Source organism: Streptomyces changanensis, assembly GCF_024600715.1.
Lineage (GTDB): Bacteria > Actinomycetota > Actinomycetes > Streptomycetales > Streptomycetaceae > Streptomyces > Streptomyces changanensis.
Map to the genome: position 1 here is coordinate 2378468 of NZ_CP102332.1, position 22399 is coordinate 2400866.

Annotated in this window: 15 protein-coding genes, 2 tRNA genes and 3 pseudogenes; 10 read left to right on the plus strand and 10 right to left on the minus strand. The window is 76.4% G+C overall.

The window, feature by feature from the left end; genetic code table 11:
• Nucleotides 1–229 precede the first annotated feature (229 nt).
• Entirely contained in the window at nucleotides 230–2134 is a 1905-nt protein-coding gene (locus NRO40_RS10550) for a putative bifunctional diguanylate cyclase/phosphodiesterase (RefSeq protein ID WP_058944339.1), read from the plus strand.
• 223 nt (nucleotides 2135–2357) lie between these two features.
• On the opposite strand, the gene NRO40_RS10555 is transcribed toward NRO40_RS10550, so the two are convergent.
• The 3 genes from NRO40_RS10555 to NRO40_RS10565 form a co-directional block, all read right to left on the minus strand.
• A complete protein-coding gene (locus NRO40_RS10555) occupies nucleotides 2358–4079 on the minus strand; it encodes a glycosyl hydrolase family 18 protein (protein ID WP_232791217.1) in 1722 nt (573 codons plus the stop codon).
• A 197-nt stretch (nucleotides 4080–4276) separates the two neighbouring features.
• Nucleotides 4277–5362, minus strand: a complete 1086-nt coding sequence (locus NRO40_RS10560; RefSeq protein WP_408057082.1) for an LLM class flavin-dependent oxidoreductase — start codon at nucleotides 5360–5362, stop codon at nucleotides 4277–4279.
• A gap of 500 nt (nucleotides 5363–5862) precedes the next feature.
• Nucleotides 5863–6549 carry an aspartate racemase/maleate isomerase family protein gene (locus tag NRO40_RS10565; RefSeq protein ID WP_058944341.1) on the minus strand — a complete coding sequence of 229 codons (687 nt, stop codon included), beginning with the start codon at nucleotides 6547–6549 and terminating at the stop codon, nucleotides 5863–5865.
• 109 nt (nucleotides 6550–6658) lie between these two features.
• Between NRO40_RS10565 and NRO40_RS10570 the strand changes: the two genes are divergently transcribed.
• The 5 genes and pseudogenes from NRO40_RS10570 (at nucleotide 6659) to NRO40_RS10590 (ending at nucleotide 9306) form a co-directional block, all read left to right on the plus strand.
• Nucleotides 6659–6805 carry a hypothetical protein gene (locus NRO40_RS10570; RefSeq protein ID WP_232791218.1) on the plus strand — a complete coding sequence of 49 codons (147 nt, stop codon included), beginning with the start codon at nucleotides 6659–6661 and terminating at the stop codon, nucleotides 6803–6805.
• A pseudogene (locus NRO40_RS10575) lies at nucleotides 6806–7335 on the plus strand (transporter substrate-binding domain-containing protein); the annotation flags it as partial. It lies immediately after the preceding gene.
• Between the two features lie 8 nt (nucleotides 7336–7343).
• Nucleotides 7344–8084: an amino acid ABC transporter ATP-binding protein gene (locus NRO40_RS10580; RefSeq protein WP_058944347.1), complete on the plus strand. Its 741-nt coding sequence runs from the start codon at nucleotides 7344–7346 to the stop codon at nucleotides 8082–8084.
• Nucleotides 8085–8250: 166 nt separating this feature from the next.
• The gene (locus tag NRO40_RS10585) at nucleotides 8251–9009 is read left to right on the plus strand and encodes an IclR family transcriptional regulator (protein WP_058944342.1); all 759 of its coding nucleotides are present in this window, start codon (nucleotides 8251–8253) and stop codon (nucleotides 9007–9009) included.
• 223 nt (nucleotides 9010–9232) lie between these two features.
• Nucleotides 9233–9306, plus strand: a tRNA-Lys gene (locus tag NRO40_RS10590).
• 76 nt (nucleotides 9307–9382) lie between these two features.
• Here the strand turns inward: NRO40_RS10590 and NRO40_RS10595 are convergent.
• Nucleotides 9383–10894: an SPFH domain-containing protein gene (locus tag NRO40_RS10595; protein ID WP_198549434.1), complete on the minus strand. Its 1512-nt coding sequence runs from the start codon at nucleotides 10892–10894 to the stop codon at nucleotides 9383–9385.
• A gap of 1771 nt (nucleotides 10895–12665) precedes the next feature.
• On the opposite strand from NRO40_RS10595, the gene NRO40_RS10600 reads away from it, so the two are divergent.
• Entirely contained in the window at nucleotides 12666–12809 is a 144-nt protein-coding gene (locus tag NRO40_RS10600) for a hypothetical protein (RefSeq protein WP_157901907.1), read from the plus strand.
• Between the two features lie 298 nt (nucleotides 12810–13107).
• Here the strand turns inward: NRO40_RS10600 and NRO40_RS10605 are convergent, their stop codons facing one another.
• A complete protein-coding gene (locus NRO40_RS10605; RefSeq protein ID WP_058943915.1) occupies nucleotides 13108–14445 on the minus strand; it encodes a peptidoglycan-binding protein in 1338 nt (445 codons plus the stop codon).
• A gap of 206 nt (nucleotides 14446–14651) precedes the next feature.
• Between NRO40_RS10605 and NRO40_RS10610 the strand changes: the two genes are divergently transcribed.
• The 3 genes and pseudogenes from NRO40_RS10610 to NRO40_RS10620 form a co-directional block, all read left to right on the plus strand.
• Nucleotides 14652–14725 (plus strand) — tRNA-Lys (locus NRO40_RS10610).
• Between the two features lie 299 nt (nucleotides 14726–15024).
• Nucleotides 15025–15858: pseudogene (locus NRO40_RS10615) on the plus strand (glycosyl transferase); the annotation flags it as partial.
• A 102-nt stretch (nucleotides 15859–15960) separates the two neighbouring features.
• Nucleotides 15961–16165: pseudogene (locus NRO40_RS10620) on the plus strand (galactose oxidase early set domain-containing protein); the annotation flags it as partial.
• A 391-nt stretch (nucleotides 16166–16556) separates the two neighbouring features.
• Here the strand turns inward: NRO40_RS10620 and NRO40_RS10625 are convergent.
• The 5 genes from NRO40_RS10625 to NRO40_RS10645 all read right to left on the minus strand — a co-directional run bounded on the left by NRO40_RS10625 (nucleotide 16557) and on the right by NRO40_RS10645 (nucleotide 21842).
• A complete protein-coding gene (locus NRO40_RS10625; protein ID WP_058943916.1) occupies nucleotides 16557–17591 on the minus strand; it encodes a glycoside hydrolase family 6 protein in 1035 nt (344 codons plus the stop codon).
• A gap of 299 nt (nucleotides 17592–17890) precedes the next feature.
• The gene (locus tag NRO40_RS10630; RefSeq protein ID WP_058943944.1) at nucleotides 17891–18505 is read right to left on the minus strand and encodes a class F sortase; all 615 of its coding nucleotides are present in this window, start codon (nucleotides 18503–18505) and stop codon (nucleotides 17891–17893) included.
• Between the two features lie 53 nt (nucleotides 18506–18558).
• Entirely contained in the window at nucleotides 18559–19287 is a 729-nt protein-coding gene (locus NRO40_RS10635) for a hypothetical protein (protein ID WP_058943917.1), read from the minus strand.
• A gap of 120 nt (nucleotides 19288–19407) precedes the next feature.
• Complete coding sequence (locus tag NRO40_RS10640) at nucleotides 19408–20187, minus strand: HAD-IIA family hydrolase (protein WP_058943918.1); 780 nt, start codon at nucleotides 20185–20187, stop codon at nucleotides 19408–19410.
• 80 nt (nucleotides 20188–20267) lie between these two features.
• The gene (locus NRO40_RS10645; protein WP_058943919.1) at nucleotides 20268–21842 is read right to left on the minus strand and encodes an alkaline phosphatase family protein; all 1575 of its coding nucleotides are present in this window, start codon (nucleotides 21840–21842) and stop codon (nucleotides 20268–20270) included.
• Nucleotides 21843–22399 lie beyond the last annotated feature (557 nt).

Consider the following 22399-nt stretch of genomic DNA (forward strand, 5'->3'; position numbering starts at 1 on the left):
GACCACATCGGTCACTTCACTGACAGTCACAACCGGTCAGACCGGGACCGGGCGCCGCCACACCCGTGCAGAAACGATCGTCCCTGTTCGGCAGGCGGACACGGAGGCCCCGACGGCCCGGCGATGGCGCTGGAACGGCCCAACGGCAGCCTCTATGATCGGCACACTTTCCTTGGCTGACCTCGCCCGACCACACCTGTACGTCACAACTGCCCTGCGGGAGCGAGCGGTGAGCGGAACTCCAGAAGGACCGGGACACACGGCAGTCGCGCAGCCCTGCACCACGATCCGCGCGATCACGGAGGGTGACTGCGGGGCGGCGGGCGACTCCGGCGTCCGCCGGTACGCGGCGCGGACCGAGCCGCCGCCCCGGTCCGGTCCCGTCCCGGCGGGCGAGCTGCGGGACGTCCACGCGGCGTTCAACGCCGCGCAGCTCGCCATGGCGGTCGTCGACCCCGACGGCCTCGTCCTCAACGCCAACGACGCGCTCGCCGCGCTCCTCGGCACGGACGCGGCGTCGCTGCGCGACCAGGTCGCCGCCGACCTCGTCGACCTGGCCGGCGACCCCCGCACCTGGCACGCCTACCGGGAGGTGCTGCGCGGCCACCGCTCGCGGTTCCGCTGCACGCGCCGGCTCAAGCACCCCGACGGGCGGTCCCTGTGGGCGGAGGTGACCGTCGCGCCGGTGCCCCGCGGCCACAACGTGCTGCTGTCCATCGCCGACATCAGCGACCGCCGCGAGCTCCAGGCCCGGCTGCGCCACCTCCAGATGCACGACCCGGTCACCCGCCTGCCCAACCGGACCCTGTTCTTCGAGCGCCTCACCTCCGCGCTGGAGAACTCCTCGTACGACGCCTACGAGTCGTACGGCTCCCACGGCGACGGCGGCACGGGCCGGATCGGCCTGTGCTACCTCGACCTCGACGGCTTCAAGGCCGTCAACGACACCCTCGGCCACCGCGTCGGCGACCGGCTCCTCGCCGCCGTCGCCACCCGCCTCACGGAGTGCGCCGACAACGACGGGCACGCCCGCGGCGGCGGCCACCTCGTGGCCCGTCTCGGCGGCGACGAGTTCGCCATCCTCGTCGAGGACTCCTCCGGCACCGACCAGCTCGCCGGGCTCGCCGGGGCCGTACTCGCCGCGGTGCAGCGGCCGTTCGACCTCGCGGGGCAGCGGCTGTCCGTCTCCGCCTCCATCGGCGTCGTCGAGCGGCTCGCGGCGGGCACCACGGTGAACGGCCTGATGCAGGCCGCCGACACCACGCTGTACTGGGCCAAGGCCGACGGCAAGGCGCGCTGGACGCTCTTCGACCCCGAGCGCAACGCCCACCGCATGACCCGGCAGGCGCTCAGCTCCACGCTCCGGCCGGCCGTGGAGCGGGGCGAGTTCGCCCTGGAGTACCAGCCGCTGGTGGGCATGGCCGACGGGACCGTGCGGGGCGTCGAGGCGCTGGTGCGCTGGCACCACCCGCGCTTCGGCGCGCTGGCGCCGAATCGGTTCGTCGGCATCGCCGAGGAGGACGGCTCGATCGTGCAGCTGGGCCGCTGGGTGCTGCGGACCGCGTGCCGGCAGGCCCGCCGGTGGCAGCTCGAACACCCCCGCGAGCGGCCCCTGTTCGTCAGCGTCAACGTCGCCGTGCGGCAGGTGTGGGACTCCGACCTCGTCACGGACGTCGCCGGGATCCTGGCCGAGACGGGGCTCCCCGCCCACCTGCTCCAGCTGGAGCTGACCGAGTCCGCGGTGATGGGCTCGGCCGGGCGCCCGCTCCAGGCGCTCCAGGCGCTCAGCGACATGGGCGTGCGGATCGCCATCGACGACTTCGGCACCGGGTACTCCAACCTCGCCTACCTGAGCCGGCTGCCCGTGTCCGTGCTGAAGCTCGACGGCTCGTTCGTCCGCGGCTTCCAGGACGAGGCACACCCCAACCCGGCCGACGAGGTGATCGTCGAGACGATGGTGGACCTGGCGCACCGACTGGGGCTGACCGTCACGGCCGAGTGCGTGGAGACGGCCGGGCAGGCGGCGCGGCTGCGCCGGATCGGCTGTGACACCGGGCAGGGCTGGCTGTACTCCCGGGCGGTGGCCCCGGAGCGGATCGCCGACATGATCCGCGTGGGCGCGAAGGTCGCCTGAGCCGGCCGGGCGCGGGACCGGGCGGGCGCGGGACCGGCGTGGGCGCGGGACCGGGCGCGGGACCGGCGTGGGACCGGGCAGGCGCGGGACCGGCGTGGGACCGGGCAGGCGCGGGACCGGCGTGGGACCGGCGTGGGAACCGCCCCTGACCGGGAGGCCGCGGCTCTCCGGTCAGGGGCGGTGGTGTGGGGGGTGGGTTCCGGGGGCGGTCCGGGTACGGCGCTCAGCAGGCGCCGAGGTCCTGCCAGACGCCCCACTCGCCGGTGGTGCCGGGCTCCTCGCCCCGTGTCCACCACTTGGCCTTCCAGGTGCGCCCCTGGTGGGAGACCTGCGCGCCGCCGCCGTACGAGGCCGCCCGGTCCCAGGCACCGGCCGTGCAGCCGGCCGGGCCGGTGGGCGTCGGAGTCGGGGTCGGAGTGGGGGCGGGGGTCGGAGTCGGAGTCGGGGTCGGGGTGGGGGTCGGAGTCGGGGTGGGGATCGGGTCCGGGGTCTGCGGGGTGCCGCCGACGGCCGCCACGATCTCGTTGAGCAGCGTCGTACCGGCGTCCAGCCCGAGCAGCGAGTACATCATCGCGCCCGCCAGGCCCCGGCTGCGGCCGTACTCGGCGCGCGCCTGGACGGCCCGCTTGTCGAGGCCGGTGAAGAACTCGCCGTCCTTGTGGAAGTAGCTGGCCTTCGCCCGGTCGTCCCAGAACGTGGTCGCCGGGTTGTCGACGATGCCGCCGAGCTCCTTGTAGTGGGCGATGCCGGCCTGCCGGCTCACCGGGCGGGCGGCCGAGGCGCCGGTCGCGGGCTGGGCGAGGCCGTTGCTCCCCCCGGCGGGGACGCCCTTCCAACCGCGGTAGTAGAACTCGTACCCGAGCGTCAGCTTGTTCGCCGGGAAGCCGCCCGCGATGCCGTAGGCGGGCTCGCCGTCGATCCAGGCGTCGATGGCGTTGTCGATCGAGTACTTCTCGGTGCCCGGCTTGATCGGGTCCGTCGGGTCGTCGGAGCCGGAGTACAGCGGGGACTGGTGGTACGTCGGCCCGTCGCCGTCCCAGGCGCCGTGCATGTCGTACGTCATGATGTTCGCGTAGTCGAGGTACGCGCCGATCTTGTCCGTCTCGATGTGCTTGATCTTGTCCTGGCCGGCCGGGAGCGCCGCCGTCAGCAGGTATTTCTTGCCGCCGTGCGCGGCGCCGTACGCGTCGAGCTGCTTGCGGAACTCGGCGAGCAGCAGCGTGAAGTTCTGCTTGTCCTCCGGCCCGTGGTGGTTGCCGAGGTGGCCGTCGGGCGAGCCGGGGTACTCCCAGTCGACGTCGATGCCGTCGAAGATCCCGGCCGCCGTGCCGGGGCCGCCGAAGCCGCCCTCGACGGGCAGGTCGCCCTGGATGTACTGCTTGACGCACGACGAGACGAGCTTCTTGCGGCTCGCGTCCGTCTTCGCGGCGTCGTGGAAGTACTTGGAGTAGGTCCAGCCGCCCAACGAGATGTTGATCTTCAGGTGGGGGTACTTCGCCTTCAGCTCCTTGAACTGGTTGAAGACGCCCACGATCGGCTGGTCCCACGTGTCGGCGACGCCGTCCACGCTGTCGGCGGCCGCGAAGGAGCGCTGGTAGTCGGCGTACGAGTCGCCCGCGCCGTCACCGGCGTCGGGGTTGTTGTCGTCCCCCGCCGCCTTGTTCGCCATGAAGCAGGTGTGCTCGGTCGGGTGGATGTTGCCGAACGAGTAGTTGATGACGTCCAGTTTGGCGGCGATGCCCCGGGTGTCGAGGTGCTTGGGGTAGAACGCGTTGCCGTAGACGCTCCACTGGTCGTAGTAGGCGATCTTCACGCCGCCGGGGGCGGCCGCGGGCGCGGTCTCCGCCGCGCGGGCGGTGTCGGGGCCGGCGACGGCGGCCAGCACACCGGTGGCGGCGACGGCCAGGCCGGTGAGCGCGGCGAGCAGGGGTTTGCGGGCGGGCACGAGCGGCCTCCGAGGGGGTGAAGCGCGGTACGCGGAGCTGAAGTCGAAGAATTGATAACCGCCGCGCGAACGCCCCGTCAATGGTCTGCACCAGAATGAGGACTAGACCAATCGCCGGGTAAAACCCCTCATCAGAAGCCGTGCGGGGGACGGAGAAACCGCCCGCCACCCATGGTGACGAGCGGTTTAAGCCTCCCTTAGGAATCTTGTGCATCGGTTCCCGAGGGGGAACCACCGGCCGGCATCCCGTACGCGTCCGCGATCAGTTCGTACGAGCGCAGCCGCGCCTCACCGCCGTGGACGCTCGCCGTGATCATCAGCTCGTCGGCGCCCGTCCGCTCCCGCAGGCCGTCCAGACCGGCACGGACCGCGTCCGGCGTGCCGTGCACCACGTTGGCGAGCCAGCCGTCCACGAACTCCCGCTCCGCCGCGCCGAACGGGTACGCCTCCGCCTCCTCGGGCGTCGGGACGAGTCCGGGCCGGCCGGTGCGCAGCCGCAGCATCGACAGCGCGCCGGTGAGCGCCTGGCGCCGGGCCTCCCGCTCGTCGTCCGCGGCGAGGGCGGAGACGCCGATCAGCGCGTACGGCGCGTCGAGGACGGCGGAGGGCCGGAAGGAGTCCCGGTACAGCTCCAGCGCGGGGACCGTGTTGCGCGCGGAGAAGTGGTGGGCGAAGGCGAAGGGCAGCCCGAGGGTCCCGGCCAGCCGCGCGCTGAAGCCGGACGAGCCGAGCAGCCACACCGGCGGGCGCCCCGTGGGGCCCTGCACCGGACCGGGCACGGCGTGGATCCTGGCGTACGGGTGCCCGTCGGGGAAGTCGTCGTCCAGGAACCGGACGAGCTCGGACAGTTGCCGGGGGAACTCGTCGGCGCCCTCGTCCAGCCGGTCGGCGCGGCGCAGCGCGGCGGCGGTGGCCCCGTCGGTCCCGGGCGCCCGGCCCAGCCCGAGGTCGACCCGGCCCGGGGCGAGCGCCTCCAGGGTGCCGAACTGCTCGGCCACCACGAGGGGGGCGTGGTTGGGCAGCATGACGCCGCCGGACCCGAGGCGGATGCGGCGGGTGTGGGCGGCCAGGTGCGCCAGGATCACGGCCGGGGACGACGAGGCGACCCCGGGCATGGAGTGGTGCTCGGCGACCCAGTGGCGGTGGTAGCCCCGGTCCTCGGCGAGCCGCGCGAGCCCCACGCTGGTGGCCAGGGCGCGGGTGGCGGTCGACCCGGCCCCCACGGTGACCAGGTCCAGTACGGACAGCGGTACGGGGGCGGTGCCGCGCGCCGTCCCGCGCACCGCGTCCCCGGGCGCGGCCCCGCGCGCCGCCGTCTCCCCGGTCGCCGTCTCCCGTGTCGCCTCGTCGTCGCTCACCGCTGGGTCCTCCTGCACATGACGTCGGTACGCCAGGCACTAACAGGAGGGACCGTCCGGTTATTCCGGACCGGCTCGTACCGCACGGGGGCCGGACGCCCGGGACGCCGTACCGTCCGGCCCGGGCGCCCGGGGTCTCACGGGCCAGCCGGGTCGCCCCGGGCTCCCACCCTCCGGCCACACGCTGCCCGCCCACCGGGCCGGGAGTGCCCCGGGGCCGTGCCGCCCACGCCGGGCGCCCGGAGGCGCGCCGCCGCCGGGCTCGCGTCCCGGGGGGGCGCGCCGCCGGTCGTACCGCCGGGGTCGTACCGCCGGGGGCAGTCCGGCCGCGCCCACAGGCGGGGCGCGCGCGTGCGAGACCCCGCGGACCCCGCGGCGCCGGCCACGCCCGCGTGAGCGCCCGCCCCGGGTGGGGCGGGGCCGCGTCAGCCTGCCGGCTGTCCCACGTCCCTCGCGTCGCGTCGGGCGAACAGCGCCCCCAGCTCGTCGGCCCAGGCGCCACGCCGCTCGGCGAGGCGGAGCCCCTCCCAGACCGTCACCTGCGTCCCGGTGAGCACCGGCTTGCCGACCGCCGCCTCGGCCGCCGCCACCTCCGCGACGCACGGCGTGGCCGTGTCCGGGACGAGCACGGCCTCGGCGAGCGGGTCGTCCGCGGCACGCACCAGCTCGGGCAGCGGCGTCGCGGCGGAGCCCCCGCCCGAGCCGACCACCTCGACGCCCGCGGCGCCCAGGAACCGGGCGAGGCCGTCGAGGGTGTCGCGCGGGTACGCGCCGGCCACGGCGACCTTCGTGGCGCCGAGCTCCCGCAGCGCGTGGGTGAAGCCGATCGCGGTGCTGGACGCGGGGACGCCGGCGCTCAGGGCGAGGGCCCGCGCCTGCTCGTGCGCGGCCTCCCACCCCGGCGCGAACGACGCCCCGGCGGCCGCCCACACCACGGCGTCCGCACCCGCGAGGCGCAGCCGCTCGCCCTCGGCGGCGAACGACACGGCGCCCCCGCCCGGCCCGCCGTACGCGACGGAATCGACGCGGATGTCCCCGCCGAGCAGCGTCTCCATGCGGCGGTAATCGTCCTCGGGGGTCCCCTCCGGGAGGAGAAGTCCGACGGTGGTCATGCTGGCCTCCTGTCCTCGGCGCGGATCACGCATACCCCGTCGGCGCCCGGGTAGCCGCGCGGCCCTGGCTCGAACAGCTCGTCCAACAGAAAACAGGTGGTCGGGGGCGGTGGGACGGCGCTCGCTGCTCCTGGGCACGGCCGCTCTCGGCGCGACCGGCGCCCTGGCGGCCGCGGGGTGCGCCCGGGTCCCGTCCGGGGACGCCTCGGCGCGGCTCAGGTCGCAGGGCACCGTACGGCTCGGCATCGCCGGCTAGGTGCCCTACGGGTACGTCGACGAGAACGGGGCCTTCACGGGCGGGGCGCCCGAACTCGCGCGCGTCGTCTTCCGGCGGCTCGGCGTCGCCCGCGTCCAGCCCGTCGCCACCGACTTCGGCTCGCTCATCCCCGGCCTCGATTCCCAGCAGTCCGACGTCGTCTCTCCGGGATGTACCTCACCCCGGAGCGGTGCCGTCAGGTGCTCTTCTCCGACCCCGAGTACCAGATGCTCGACTCCTTCATCGTGCGCCGCGGCAACCCGCTCGGGCTGCGCTCCTGCGCGGACGTGCTGCGCGAGGGCGCCCGCCTCGCCACCGGCACCGGGTACGCCCAGGCCGCTCACGCCGTGGCCGCCGGGTACCCCGAGAAGCGGCTCGTCATTCTCCGGGACCAGGTCGCCGGTCTGAACGCCGCCGTCGAGTCCGGCCGCGTGGGCGCCTTGGCCGCGACCGCGCTCACCACCCGCCGGGTGGCGCGGGACAGCAGCCGCGCCGAGAGCGTGCCGCCGTTCGCCGTGGTCGTGGACGGGAGCGCCGTCTGTCCACTGGACTCGTCCGCTTCTCCGGCGTCGGCAAGAGCCACGGCGGCAGCACCGTCCTGCGGGACCTGTCCTTCTCGGTCGACGCCGGCCGGCACGTCACGCCCATCGGCCCGTCCGGATCGGGCAAGACCACGATCCTGCGGATGCCGATGACCCTGGAGCGGCCCGACCGCGGCACGATCGACGTCAACGGCGACCGGCTCTTCCCGGCCGACGACAAGAGCCGCCGGGAGGTGCGCAAGCGCATCGGGATGGTCTTCCGGCAGTTCACCCTCTTCCCCCACATGACCGTGCTGCGCAACCTCACGGAGGCGCCGGTCCGCGTGCTCGGCCTCGGCCGCGAGGGGGCCGGGGAGCGCGCCCGGGACCTGCTCGAACTGGTGGGCCTCGCCGACCGTGCGGTCGCCCGCCCCGGCACCCTCTCCGGCGGCCGGCAGCAGCGCGTTGCCATCGCCCGCGCCCGGGCGATGCGGCCGAAGGTGCTGCTCCTGGACGAGGTGACGTCGGCGCTCGCCCCCGAGTCCGTGGCGCGCGTGCTGGACCTGCTGCGGGACGTCGCGCGGAGCGCCGACATCACGATGGTGTGCGTCCCGCATGAGATGAATTTCGCCAGGGACATCTCGGACGAGGTGCTCATGTTCGACGCGGGAAGGGTGATCGAATCCGGTTCTCCGGAGAGGATCCTGTCCGATCCGGAGCACCAACGGACCCGCGAGTTCCTCGGCGCGGTGCTCTGACGACCCCCGCCACCGGCGGTTCGGCCCCTGGCATGTGCCAGGGGCCGACCGGGCCGGCGCGGGCGCCCGGGGCGCGGCCGGTTCTCGTCAACAGGTGGCCCGTAACCGGCCCTTGGCGGCTATCGTGGTACGGAAGCTTGCGGTCACAACCTGGTAGGGGGAAACCGTGGCGCTGAAGCCTGAGCCGACCACGCCGTTCCACTCGGTGCAGTACGCCCTGCGCGTGCTCGAAACGGTGTCCCGGCACGGCGGCGGGGTCACCGACGTCCAGATCGCGCGCGAGACCGGGCTGCCCACGGCGCACCTCACCCCGCTGCTGCGGATGCTGCGCCGCGAGGGGTACGTGGAGCAGGTCGCCGACGGCGCGTACGTCGTGGGGGACTCGCTCGTCCTGCTCGGCTCGGGCGTCACGCGCCGCGAGGCCCTGGAGGCCAAGCTGCAGGAGACCCTCACGGAGCTGCGCGACTCGGTCGGCGCCGCCGTCTACATCAGCCGGTACATCGACGGCGAGGTCAAGATCACGCAAATGGCGGACGGCCCGCACACCCCGAAGGTCAACGAGTGGGTGGACTTCCGCTCCGCCGCGCACGCCAGCGCGGTCGGCAAGTGCCTGCTGACCCAGCTCGACCAGAACGGCCGGCGCGACCACCTCTCCCGCCACAAGATCGCCCGGCTGACGTCGCGGACGATCACCAGCGAGCGGGTGCTCTTCTCCAAGCTGGACAGCCAGCCGCCGACCGTCCCCGTCCTGGACCTCCAGGAGTACGCCGTGGGCACGGTCTGCGCGGCGGTCCCCCTGACGGCCGGGTCGTCGGTGGGCTGCCTCGCGCTGTCGCTCCCCATCGAGCACGCCCACCGCCTGCGCTCGGCGGCCGACACGCTCAACCGCAAGGCGGCGCCGGTGGTGCTCTCGCTGGCGCTGTAGACGCGCCGGGGCGCTGCGGGCGCGCGGGGCGCTGCGGGCGCGCGGGGGCGTCGCCCGCCGACGCGCGGGGCGGCGGGCAGTGCCCGGGCGGCGGAGGCCCAGCGGCGCGGCGGGGCACCCCTCCAGACCTCACCTAAACCTCCGGGGCCCCCGATGTGAGCCGGATCACGACAGCGCGGTCGGAAGCACCCCGCGGACCAGGTAGTATTTACTCCGTCAGCAGGCGCCGCTAGCTCAGTTGGTTAGAGCAGCTGACTCTTAATCAGCGGGTCCGGGGTTCGAGTCCCTGGCGGCGCACAGACACGGGAAGGCCCCTCGCGGAAGCGAGGGGCCTTCCCGCATGTCCGGCGCGTCCGTCCCCGTCCCGCCGGGGTCAGGCGCCCTCGGTCCGGGCGCCGTGCCCCGTGTAGAAGGCGACGGCCAGGTCCTTCACCAGGGCCTTGCGCTCGTAGTCGTCCAGCTCCATCAGGCCCCGTTCGGTCAGTCGGTGCACCATGTCGTCCACCGCGTCCACGACCGAGGTGAGGACCGCGTCCCGGTGCTCCGCGTCGATCGCCGCGATCCGGCGGCGGCGCATCGCGGACGCGATCTCCGGGGCGTACTCGATCCGCGTCGGCTGCGCCGAGAACACCTCCACGCCGACCGGGGCGCACTCGACGGACACCGTCCGCGTCAGCGCCTCTCCCACCGACTCGGCGTCCCGCAGCGTCGGCGTACCACCGCCCACCTGGAACGCGTCGGCCGGCAGCTGCGACACCACCCGCGCCAGTGACGCCTCCACCTGGTCGCGCAGGTACTCCTCGTGGTCGGCGACCGCGAGCGCCGCCCGAGCCGTGTCACCGACCCGCCACACCACCAGGACCACCACCCGCAGGGCGGTGCCGTTCGCGTCGACCGCGGGCAGCGGCTCGCTGCGCCAGTGACGCAGCCGCACGTCGACGCGGCGACGCGCCAACGCCGGGTTCAGCCACAGGAGGCCCGTACGGCGGACCGTGCCCCGGTAGTCACCGAACAGGGTGAGCACCCAGGCGTGCCCGACCCGGCCGCGCACCAGCCCGCCGAACGCGAACAGCGCCAGCAGCAGGCCGCACACCATCAGGGCGGAGGGCCCCGCCGTCAGCCCCGCCGGCGGCACGTCCGGCAGGCCGAACACCCGCCCCACCAGCTCCGGCAGGGCGCCCGCCCACCACAGGGCCAGGCCGCACGCGACCAGCGCCGCGGCCCCGGCGAGCACACCCGCCCAGCCGGGCAGCACCGCCCCGGGCCGCTCGGCGAGCCGCGGCTCGGCGTCGGGTACGGGACGCGCGCGGCGCCGGCCGACCGGCGTCACCGCGGCGTGCCGTCCCCCACGCCCGGGCCCGGCCGCCCGCGACGCCTCGGAGCGCGGCGCGACACCCACGCCCGCGAGGGCGCCGGCCCGCACGGTGGCGGCGGGATCCGCCTCGACCCCGCGCCCCTCGTACGGCGCGGCATCGGACCGGCGCGGATCACCGTGTTCCGGCCCCTGCCCCCAGGAGGGGGCGGAACCGCCCCCGGAACGCGCGCCGTACGGGGGCGGCGCCACCGTCGCCCCTCCCCATGCCGGGGCGGCCCCGGCGGCAGCCGCGGAGTCCCGGGCCCCGCCCGGGTGAGGCCCGAAGCCGGCACCCTCCACCCGGCCGGCGGCGTCCGGGGCGTCCGGGGCGTCCGGGGCGTCCGGGGCGATCCTGACGGACGCCCGGCTCTCGGCCCCGCCCTCCGACGGGACCCGGGCGCCGCCCGCGGCGACCGCACCGGCAAGCGCCGCCGCGTCTGCGGGCCGGTCACGGGTGGTCGCCGCCTCCTGGAAAGCCGGGACCTCGGCCGCCTGGGCGGCCTCCGGCACCTCCACGCTCCGCTCACGCATGACGGACGCCTCCGTGTCCTCCGGGGCGTCGGCCCCATGGGCGAACGGCCAGGTGAGACCCTCCGCAGCGGGCCGCCCGTCGGACGCCCCCTCCGTGACGGCCACCTTCCCCGCCGCCCGGACACTCGGACCGGCAGGCGCCTCCGGCGCGGAGGCGGACCGGTCGTGGGGCGCTGTCGGGTCCCAACCGGTCGGGGCCTGCGCCTCACGGGCGGGCGGGGCGGTCGGAGTATCCGCAGCGGGTCGCCCGTCGGACACCCTCTCCGCCACGGCCACATCCCTCGCCGCCCGGACACTCGGGCCGGCAGGCGCCTCCGGCGCGGAGGCGGACCGATCACCGGGGGCTGCCGGCTCCCCATCGGTCGGGTCCTGCGTCGCACGGGCGGGCGGGGCGGTCTTCGGCGCGGCGGCCGGGTCGTTGCCGGGTGCCATCGGCTCCCGGCTCGTCGCGGTCGACGCTGCCGGGGCCGCTGCCGCCGGCTCGGCGGCGTCCGTCACGTCCCGCGGCGCCCGCGCCGGCGCCGGCGAAGTGGTGGGCGTCCGGCGGCCGGTGGGTGGCGTTGCCGCAGCCACGTCCGGCTCCTCCCGCGCCGAATGGGCGGTCGAGCCGGTCGGGGGCGTCGGCGGCGCCGTGGGCCGCGGAGGCACGTTCGTGTGCGGGGCGGGCGCCTCGGCCACGCGGGGGAACCAGCCGGTCAGGGCCTCCGCCGGAGCCGGGTCCGCGGCCACTGCGCGCGGCGGGGCGGCCACACCCTCCGCCGGCGGGGCGGACGAGCCGGTGGACGTTTCCGGCGCGGCCGCGGGCCGGTCGGCGGTCGGGGCCGCCGCTGCCGGGCGTCCGACCCGTACCGACGCGCCTCGGCGCAGGGACTCCGCCGGAGTCCGCAGGGACGGGCCGCGCCCGGTCGGTGCGCCCATGGGACGCTCGTCGCGGACCTCGTTCCTCCTTCGCTGCGCCCCTTCGGGGCGGGGCGCCGCTGCCGTCGGGTGGGCCTGCGCCGCTTCGGGGCGGGGCGCCGCTGCCGTCGGGTGGGCCTGCGCCGCTTCGGGGCGGGGCGCCGCTGCCGTCGGGTGGGCCTGCGCCGCTTCGGGGCGGGGCGCCGCTGCCGTCGGGTGGGCCTGCGCCGCTTCGGGGCGGGGCGCCGCTGCCGTCGGGTGGCCGACGCGTACCCCCTCCGCGCCCGGGCGCAGCGACTCCGCCGGTGCCCGCAGGGACGGGTCGCGCCGGGTGGACGTACCCGCCGGGTCTTCGCCACGTACGTCGTCCCCGCTCGCGGCCCGGACGGTCGACGCGGTGGGCGCCTCCGGCGCCGCTGCCGGCCGGTCGACGGTCGGGGCCGCCGCTGCCGGGGTTCCGACACGTACCTCCGTACCCCCGCCCGGCGACTCCGCGGGCGTCCGCAGCGACGGGCCGCGTCCGGTCGGTGCACCCGTGGGGCGCTCGCCGCGTGCGCCGTCACCCCTGTCGGGGGTGGAGCGGGCCGCGGACGGGCGGAGGAAGTCCGGCAGGCGTCGGGTCGTACGGGCGGGGCCGGGGGCGGAGGCGTCGCCCGGGGCCGGGCGGTTTCGGTCCGGCCGCCGGAGCGGGGCCGTCGCGGGCGGCGCGGTCGGCGCCGGTCGGGCCGGGGCCTGCCCCGCGGGGGCAGGAGCCTCTTCCGCGGGGGCAGAAGCCTCCCCCGGGCGGGCCGGGGTCGAGGCAGGAGGAGCCGGGGCCGGTTCCGGGCGGGTGGGGGCCGCGGTCGGGGGCGCGGGCGGGGACACCGGTGAGGTCGTGGCCGCCGGTGAGGTCGTGGCCGCCGGCGGGGTCTGCGCCGTCCCGGCCGCCGCGCAGGCCGGTGTCGACGCCGGCCGCGCCGGTGCCGCCGCCGGGCGGGCCGCGCCGGCCGCCGGGGGCGGGGCCGGACGGGTGTGCTGAGGGTGGGGCGTCGGGGTGAAGCGGGGTGGCCTGCGGGTCGTCGTCTCGGGATTCAGCAGGTCCGGAAGGTACGGGTCCGGGGCCGCCGGGGGCGGGGCGTCGAGGAGCATCCGCGCGCCGTGGCCCAGCAGGTCCGGTACCTCCGGCTCGGGCGGGGCCTGGTGCTCCGCGCGGAAGAACGGATGGGCCGGGACGGGGCCGGTGGTGTCCAGGCCGATCAGGGGGGCGCGGCGGGCCGGCGCGGGTCCGTCCGGGGGTGCCGCCGTGTCGGGTGCCTTCTCACGCTCGTGGTGCTCGGTCATCGGAAGAGCCGCCTCCATGTCTCCGGGCCCGGGTAGCCGTCGGCGGCGCCGCCGCGCCAGCCCTGGGCGCGCTGGAAGTCCTGGACGTTGCGCCGGTCGGCCTCGCTCCAGCGCGCGCCGGGGCCGTGGGTGTAGTGCTTGCCGTGGCCGCGCTTCACCAGCTGGCGGCCCAGCGTCTCGATGTGCCTGCCGGACCGGCCCGGACGGAAGTGGGCCCGCCCGGGGTAGGGGGGCGCCGTCGCCCGGCCCCCGCCCGGTGGGATGTCCCGGCCGCGGCCCGTGGCGAGCAGGCGCCACGTGTGGGGGCCGGGCAGGCCGTTCGCCTCGGCGCCCCGCCAGCCCTGCGCCAGTTGGAACGCGCGGGTCGCCCGCCGGTCGGCCTCGCCCCAGCGGGGGCCGGGTCCGTCGGTGTAGAAGCGGGCGGCGCCGCGTGCCACGAGCATCCGGCCGAGCCGGGTGACGTGGTGGTTGCGGGCGCCGGGGCCGAAGTGGCCGGCGCCCGGGTAGGCGATCGACGCGGGGGCGCCGCCGGCGGGCGTGACGCTCGCGGGCGTGACACCGGACTCCGCGACGAGGCCCAGGTAGCGGTAGGCGACGTACCGCTCGGAGTTGGTCCAGTACGCCAGCGGGGTCGTCTGGCGGCGGGTGTGCGGCTTGGTCTGCTCGTACGCGGTGTAGTGCGTCCGCTTGTGGTCGGTCCAGCCGCCGAAGAGCGTGACGTGCGAGCCCTTGGTCGGATTGTCGGGATTGTGGAAGAGGAGCATGTCGCCCGGCTGGAGGTCCGCCCACGCGATCTTCTGGCCGAAGCGGTGGAGGCTGCCGGTCCACTCGTTGGCGGGCAGGTTCCACGCCATGGAGACGTAGCCGGAGCAGTCCTGGCGGTAACCGTCCGTCCAGTACTTCTCCATGGAGTACGGGACCTTCGCCGTCACCCACCGCTTGGCCCGGTTGATGATGTCGGCGCGGGTGGACTCGGGGAGCTGCCGCACGGAGACGGGCCCGGTCGTCGGCCCCGCCAGCGGCCGGCCGTGCAGTCCGGCGGTGCCGCCCTGCGGGGTGTCGCCGTCCGCCGCGTGGCCCGCCGGGCCCGCGGGCAGCGCCGGGAGGAGGGGGTGGCCGGCCGGGTGGACCGCGCCGCCCGCCGTGGTGGCGCCGCCGCCGAGGACGGCCCCCGCGGCGGTGGCCAGCACGAGGGCGCGGCGGGCGCCGTGGGCGGCCGGGTGGCCCCCCGCGCGCACGGCCGGGCGGAGTGCGTGCTCCCGCCGCTGCCGGGCGCAGCCCGGGCAGGGGCAGTCGGCGGCGGGCGCGTACTCCTCGAAGACCGGGACGGTCATACGGTTCCCCTCCACACTGGGCAAGATTTCTCCGTACTGGTGCACACGCGCCAGCCTCCCAACTGTCCGGACGTCTCGTATTTTGACGGTCAAAAGGGAAAAAACGACTTTCCGACAGGCGCATCGGGGCGGAAAATTCTCGACCGGCACCCGGCGGGCGGTCGGGAGCACTCCGTGACGTCGGGTAGAGTTGTGCAGGTCAGCAGGCGCCGCTAGCTCAGTTGGTTAGAGCAGCTGACTCTTAATCAGCGGGTCCGGGGTTCGAGTCCCTGGCGGCGCACGCAGGGTCGAGGCCCCCTCACTTCGAGTGAGGGGGCCTCGGTCGTTCCCCCACACGGCCCGCACGCCCTCCCGCGTCCGCGCCCGCCCGGGAATCGCACACACATCCGGGTATGCCGCTTTTTCACCCTTGCGGACACGAATGTGCTCGTCCACGCTGTGTTCCAGCCGTGACCCCCGCGGCTGACCTGAGGGGGGTGGCAGGTCACCGGCGCGTCCCGTCCGCCGTCCCCGCTCCGGGTACGGGCGGTGGCCGCGCCGCGACCGGTCAGCAGCGACGCGCGTGCGGGGGGATGGCCCATGACGTGGACGCCGACGGGCGCCCGACGGGACGACGACGCCTCCCCGGCCCCGCCACCGCGCCCGACCCGCCGGACGACCCGCGCCCGCGACGCGCCCGGACCCGCGCCCCGGTACGACTACGAACACCACAGCCGGCTCGCCGGGCCCCTCACCCAGCCCGACCCGGCGGCGGGACCCTACCGGGTGCGCTACCGCCCGCTGCTCGCCGCGGAACCGCACCGCGTGCGCGCCGCGCTCCTGCTCGGCGCCGCACCGCTGGTCTCGCTCGGGCTGTTCGGCTGGCTCGTGCAGCCCCGCCACTGGTCCGCCGGCGGGCCGCGCGCCGCCGACGGGCGCCTGCTCGCCCTCGACCTCGTCATGCTCGCGTCGATCGGCCTGATCGAACTGTTCCGGACGCTGAACGTCCTGTCGATCGCCCACGCCACGCTCGTCGCCCGCGACCCCGTGCCCGTGGTGCCCGAGCCGGGCACCCGCGTCGCCTTCCTCACCTCCTTCGTCCCCGGCAAGGAACCCCTCGCCCTGGTGACCCGGACCCTGGAGGCCGCCGTACGGGTCCGGCACCGCGGCGTGGTGCACGTGTGGCTGCTCGACGAGGGCGACGACCCCGACGTCCGGCGGGTCTGCGCGCGGCTCGGCGTGCGCCACTTCTCCCGCCGGGGCGTCCCCCGCTGGAACCGGCCCGCCGGCCCGTACCGCGCCCGCACCAAACACGGCAACTACAACGCCTGGCTGGAGGCGCACGGCGCCGGCTACGACCTCCTCGCCTGCGTCGACACCGACCACGTGCCGCTCCCCAACTACCTCGAGCGGATGCGCGCCGCCCGCCGCGACCGGCGGCGCGCACGGCGCCGCGCGGCCCGCACCGCCGCACGCCCCGCCCCACCGCCCCCGCACGCCGTGCTGCGCACCCCGGACGCGGCGCGGGTGCGGACCGCGCGGCTCATGCGCCCGAGCGCCGTCACGCACGTCACCGACGTCGACCAGCGGCGTCGCCCTGACGGTCGAGCGGACCGGTCCCGACGCCCTGCGGGTGACCGTGCCGGCCAATCGCGCCCTCGTCCCGTCCGGGTACTACATGCTGTTCGTCGCCGACGGGCGCGGCACACCGTCGGAGGCGGTGTGGGTGGAGGTGCCGTGAACGGCCCGGAGGGGAGAGCAGGGCGGCGGGTGTGGTGACGGGTGCTGCGGGGCGGGTGACGTGGGCGGGGCTGTCGCGGGGCGCGGACGTCGTGGGCGGCGGGGCGTTGTGGGGCGCGGGCGTTGGCGGCGCGGGCGTCGTGGGGGCGCGGGCGTTGGCGGCGCGGGCGTCGTAGGGCGCGGGCGTCGTAGGGCGCGGGCGTCTAGGGCGCGGGCGTCTAGGGCGCGGGCGTCTAGGGCGCGGGCGTCGGCGGCGGGACGGTGGGTGCTGCGAGGCGGGTGTCGTGGGTGGTGGGCGGTCCGCGGGCGGGGGTTGGTGGAGCTGCCCTCGGGGGGTGGTGTCGCGGGGCGGGTGGGCGGTCCGCGGCGGGTGTGGTGGGGCGGGCGGTGGATCAGCGGGCGTTGCGGGCCAGTTCCAGGGCGTACGCCGCGAACCACTCGCCCGCCTCCGGGCCGCCCCGGCACGGGCCGTCCGACTCGCCCGGTCGCTTGACCCACAGGTGGGCGTCGACGAGCGGGTCCCCGGTCCGGGTGGTCGGCGGCTCCCCGAGGGCCCGGCCGGGCGGGTTGCACCAGTCGCCCGCCGGGTCGCCGCCCGTGTACGGGCCGTTGCCGTTGCGGCCGGTGTCGATGACGAAGTGCTTCCCGCCGGTCAGCGCGGAGATCCTGCGCCCGTACGCGCGGGATGCCGCCGTGGTGTGGAAGTTGGCGACGTTCACCGCGAAGCCGTCCGCGTCGGCGAGGCCGGCGCGTCCGAGCGGGCCGGGCAGCGCCTCGGGGCGGCTCCATCCCGGATTGCCGGCGTCCAGGTAGACGCGGGCGTGCGGGAGCCGCGCGAGCCGCCGCACCGCGCCGGCGAGGAGCGCGTACCGCTCCTCGTGGTACCGGCCCTCGGTGCAGCCGTCGACCAGGTGCATCACGGCGTCGGGCTCCAGGACGACCGTGGCGGGCCGGTCGCCGACGCCCCGGGCGACGGCCTCGATCCACGCCCGGTACGCCGCGCCGTCGGCGGCGCCGCCCGCGGAGTGCTGCCCGCAGTCGCGGTGCGGGATGTCGTAGAGGACGAGGAGCGGGCGGCGGTCGGCCCGGGCGGCGGCCGTGGTGACCCGGCGGGCCTCGCCCTCGGGGTCGTCGGTGCCGATCCACACGCCGGTCGGCCGGGAGGCGATCCGGTGGACGAGGGCGGCGCCGCGCGCGTCGCCGGCGCGGCGGTGGCCGGCCGCGCGGCGGGCCGCGTTGCCGTCGGGGTCGACCCAGAACCGGTCCGCCGTCCGGGCCGGCCGGTCCCGACCGGTACCCGGCCCCCCGTCGCGCCCGCCGTCCCCGCCGTCCCCGTCGGACGAGGTGCAGGCGGCGACCAGCAGGACCGCCACCGCCCCCACCGCGGCCACGCCCGCCCGGACGTAGCCGCCGCGACTGCCGTACATCGACTCCCCCTTGGGTGCGCCTGACGACCCGTTCGGCGGCCATCCTGGCACAGCGGGGACGCCCCGGCGCCCGCCGGTCGCGGCGCCCGCCGCGCGGGCCGCCGAGGAGCCGCGAAGCGGGCCCGGCAGGGAGCCGCCCGGCAGGCCGACAGGGAACCGCCGGACGGGCCGACCGGGGGGCGCGGGAGGCCGGGGCGGAGTGCCGGAGGCCGGACGCGTGGGAGGGACGCGGGAGGCCGGACGCGTGGGAGGGACGCGGGAGGGGGCGACGCGCGGGCCCGCGGGCGGGGCGCCGGGGATCAGCGCACGGCCGTCAGGTACGCGGAGACCACGACGTTCGCCGTGTACGTCTGCGTCGCCCGGTCGAAGGTGCCGCCGCAGGTGATCAGGCGCAGTTCCGCCCGGGACGGGTCGCGCGGCCCGTACGCCTGGTGGGGGTCGAAGCCGTGCCGGGACAGGACGCGCACATCCTCCACGGTGAACTCCGCGACCGAGCCGTCGGCGCGTCCGACGCGTACGAGGGCGCCGGGGCGCACGGTGCGGAGGTGGTGGAAGACGGCCGGGCCGGTCTCGGTGTCGACGTGGCCGACGAGGAGCGCGGCGCCGCGCTCGCCGGGCCGGGTGCCGGCGGCGTACCAGCCGACCGTCCCCGGCATCTGGAAGGGCGGCGGCTCGACCGCCCCGGTCTCCTCCAGGCCGCGCGGGACGACCGGGGACTCCACGCCGAGCGACGGGACGTCCAGGCGGAGCGGTCTGGCCGGCCCGACCGGCTCGTGCGGGGGTGGCAGGGGGACGCCGCGGGGACGGCCCACGGCGGCCACGTCACCGGTGGTCGGGGCGGACAGACCGCCCTGGCCGGCGGTGACCTCCTTGCCCCACAGCCACATCAGGACCAGGACGAGCGCCCAGATCATGCCGACGAGGAGACGACCGCTGCCCGTCCCGGAGGTCGCGCCGCCCGGCACGGTCAGTCCGCTCCGGGTTCGCGGCGCCGGCGCGTGGAGCGCACGGCGACGGCGACGGCGGCGACCGCGGCGAGGGCCAGGCCGACCAGGGTGTGGCGGGCCCCGGGGCCCTGCTCGGCGACGCTCGGCGCGGCCGTGAGGGGCGCGGCGACGGCGCCGCCGCCCCCGGCGCGTACCGGGGCGTGCGGAGTGGCCGGCGGGTCCGGGGAGACGTGGACGCGGCCGGCGTCGCGGTGCTCGCGGCCGGCGCAGACGACGGTGAGGGGGTGGCTGCCGGCGGCGAGGCCGGAGCGGATGGTCGTGTCGCCGTACAGGGGACCGCCGTCGCCCTTGCCGCCCCCGCGGTCGACCGGATCCTCCGCGCCGCCCGCACCGCCCGTGCTCCCGGTGCCACCCGTCCCCTCCACCCCGCCGGTGCCACCCGCACCCGTCCCGCCGAGGCCGCCGAGGCCACCGGTGCCGCCGGACAGCTCCGCGTCGGCGACGAAGGCCGGGGAGCGGACCGTGCCGCCCGGGCCTGCGCAGCCCTCGACGCGCAGGTCCACGTCGGCGCCGGGCGCCGTGGTCGCCGGGATGACCACGGCGGTGACGCGGGCACCGCCGTCGCCGGCCGGGTCGCCCGCGGGGGCGGCGGCGAGGGCGGTCGGGGCGGGGCCGGTGAGGGCCAGGGCGACGACGAGGGCGGCGGCCGCCCCGGCCGCGGGACGGACTGCAACCAGTCGTGGACGCATCGTGAACCTCCTGGGGCAAGATTCACCCCGTTCGGCGCACCGCGCATCCGCAGCGGTCGCCCACCCGGGGCCTACCGACTGGTAGACCCCGGTGACCTGGGGACTTGGCGCGCCGGGGCCTCAGACCCGTTCGACCAGATCGGCGATGGAGTCGACCACCGACGACGGCCGGAACGGGTAGCGGTCGATGTCCGCCGGGGTGGTGAGCCCGGTGAGGACGAGGAAGGTCTCCATGCCGGCCTCCAGACCCGCGAGCACGTCGGTGTCCATCCGGTCGCCGATCATGGCGCTCGTCTCGGAGTGGGCGCCGATGGCGTTGAGGCCGGTGCGCATCATCAGCGGGTTCGGCTTGCCCGCGAAGTACGGCTCCTTGCCGGTCGCCTTGGTGATCAGCGCGGCGACGGAGCCGGTCGCGGGCAGGGGGCCCTCGGCCGACGGGCCGGTCTCGTCGGGGTTGGTGCAGATGAAGCGGGCCCCGGCGTTGATCAGCCGGATCGCCTTGGTGAGCGCCTCGAAGCTGTAGGTGCGGGTCTCGCCGAGGACGACGTAGTCGGGGTCGTGGTCGGTGAGGACGTACCCGATGTCGTGCATGGCGGTGGTCAGCCCGGCCTCGCCGATGACGTACGCGGTGCCGCCGGGGCGCTGGTCGTCGAGGAACTGCGCGGTGGCGAGCGCGGAGGTCCAGATGTTGCGGACCGGCACGTCCAGGCCCATGCGGTACAGCCGGGCGTGGAGGTCGCGGGCGGTGTAGATGGAGTTGTTGGTCAGGACGAGGAAGGGCCTCTCGGTGTCCCGCAGTTTCCTGATGAACGCGTCGGCACCGGGGATGGGGACGCCCTCGTGGATGAGGACGCCGTCCATGTCGGTCAGCCAGGATTCGATCGGCTTGCGCTCTGCCATGGAACGGGACTCCTGCCGTACGGATACCGCGTGTGTGCTGGGGGCGCCGCGACAGCGCTGTGGCGGCGCCCCCAGCGTAGTCACGATGCGCGGATCTCGACCCCGTCGACCACCCAGTACCAGTTGTTCGACCCGGTGTAGTGGAAGCGGAAGGAGACGGCGGAGGCTCCCGCGGGCACGTCGACGGTGAGTGCCTGCGGCTGGGCGACCACGTCGGTGGTGTAGGCGCGCACCACGGTGGGGGTGCCGCCGTTGAAGGAGGCGAGGACCTGCGCGGTCTGCCCGGCCTCCTGCCGGTAGTGGGTGGTGAAGTGGAGCGTGACCCGCCGCCGGCCGGTCACGTCGTACGCGGGGGTGACGAGCGTCGACTCGAACCGCCCCGAACTCGCCTTGTCGGCCCACTCGTCGGAGTCGGCGACGGCGAACACGCCCCGCGCGCGGACGTTGAGCTCCCGCCACTGGTCGCGCTGGGTGCGGGACCAGAAGTCGTCGGTGGCGAAGGTCCAGCCGCGCCACTCGGCGACGCCGCCGGTGCCCATGGCGCCGCCGACGACCGACCAGCCGCCGGGCGGGGTGTGCGTGTGGCCGAGGACCCCGGCCGGGATGCCCGTCTCGTCGACGCGGCCGGACAGGGAGCCGTACAGGGTGTCGAAGGGGTCGGTGGAGCGCTGCTGGATCGGGCGGCCGTCCAGGCCCCAGGACGGGTCGGGGGCGATGCCGAGCTGGTGGAAGACGGTCGCGGCGACGTCGACCAGCCGGGTGTCGTGCGGGCGCGCCCCCGCGGCGATGCCCGGCCCGGTGGCGAGGACGAAGGTGGACCGCTCGGGGATGGAGCTGCCGCCGTGGCCGCCCGCGTCGAGGTGGCCGTGGTCGGTGCAGACGATGACGGTCCAGCGTTCGGCGGCGCGGGTGGGGCGGGCCTCGATCGCGGCGAGCATCCGGCCGAGCTGGGCGTCCTGCACGGCGAGGGCGTCGAGGTAGCGCTGCCCGGTGCCGTGGGAGTGCGCCACGACGTCGGTGTTGCCGAGGTAGACGAAGGCCACGTCGGGGTTCTGGTCGCGCAGGACGGAGACGGTGGTCGCGGTGATCGTCTCGTCGTGCCCGACGTAGCCGTCCCGGTCGCCGTCCAGGACGACCTTGGCGTCGGCGCCGGCCGTGACCGTGCCGTGGGTGTCGAGCGGCTTCCAGTCGACGGCGGCGTACAGGGACAGCTGCGGGCGGACCTGGTGGAGACGGGCGAGGAAGCCGGGGTAACGGCCGTAGTCACGGCCGGCGAAGGAGTTGTCCCGGACTCCGTGCTTGTCAGGCCACACCCCGGTGGAGACCGTCGACCAGCCGGGGCCGGAGGAGGTCGCGGCCATGGGGTTGGCGTAGAGCAGCGACGTGCCGAACGTGCCGGCCGCGCGCATCGCCTTCAGGTGCGGGGCGGTGGCGGCGTCGATGCGGTCGTGGCGCAGCCCGTCCATGCCGACGACGAGCACCTTGTCGGCGCTCGTACCGGCGGGCAGCTCGGGCGCGGCCACGGCCGCCGCCCGGGCGGGAGCGGCGGCCGCGACACCCCCACCGGCCGCACCGGCGGTGACGGCGAGGGCGGCGGCGGACGCGGACGCGGACGCGGTGAGCACGGTACGGCGGGGTATGCCGGCGGTCGGCACGGTCTCCTCCAGGGGGTCGCGACGGTACGGGGGGTGCGGGATGGGGCCGGGGGTGCGGGGCGTGGTGCGGGGTGGTGCCGGGTGGTGGTGCGGGGCGGGCCGGTGTGTCCGTCGGGCCGCGGAGCGTGCGGGGCGTGGGCGGGGCGCGGTGGCGTGCGGAGTGCGGGTACGGGTACGGGGAGCGGCACGGCGGCGTGCGGGTGTGGGTGTGGGTGTGGCGCGGGCCATGGTTGCGCCGGGAGGCCGCGGAGACCAGGTACGCGCGGTGAATTCCTGACGGACGATCAGCTTCCGCGGGATGACCCCACCGGCTCGGAGCCCCTGCGCACGTGTCTGTCGGCCAGGGGGGTTCCGCCATCGCCGGCCTCGGTGGCGCCTCGCGAGGGCGACCGGCCGCTACGGCCGGCGAACTCCGGCCTGGGGCACACGACCTGCGGACGGGGGCGGGTGGTCGGCAACGACTGCGGCCGGTCGGCAATGACCGGTCAGCGGGAGCGGTGACGGCGCCGGGTCAGCGGGGGCGGTGACGGCGGCTGGTCAGCGGGAGCGGTGGTGGC

Excerpts from the sequence above, each read along its gene's own strand:
- NRO40_RS10625 (WP_058943916.1), bottom strand. The coding sequence starts at position 17,591 with ATGTACGGCAGTCGCGGCGGCTACGTCCGGGCGGGCGTGGCCGCGGTG.
- NRO40_RS10565 (WP_058944341.1), bottom strand. The coding sequence starts at position 6,549 with ATGACCACCGTCGGACTTCTCCTCCCGGAGGGGACCCCCGAGGACGAT.
- NRO40_RS10595 (WP_198549434.1), bottom strand. The coding sequence starts at position 10,894 with ATGCGTGAGCGGAGCGTGGAGGTGCCGGAGGCCGCCCAGGCGGCCGAG.
- NRO40_RS10605 (WP_058943915.1), bottom strand. The coding sequence starts at position 14,445 with ATGACCGTCCCGGTCTTCGAGGAGTACGCGCCCGCCGCCGACTGCCCC.
- NRO40_RS10635 (WP_058943917.1), bottom strand. The coding sequence starts at position 19,287 with ATGCGTCCACGACTGGTTGCAGTCCGTCCCGCGGCCGGGGCGGCCGCC.
- NRO40_RS10630 (WP_058943944.1), bottom strand. The coding sequence starts at position 18,505 with ATGATCTGGGCGCTCGTCCTGGTCCTGATGTGGCTGTGGGGCAAGGAG.
- NRO40_RS10640 (WP_058943918.1), bottom strand. The coding sequence starts at position 20,187 with ATGGCAGAGCGCAAGCCGATCGAATCCTGGCTGACCGACATGGACGGC.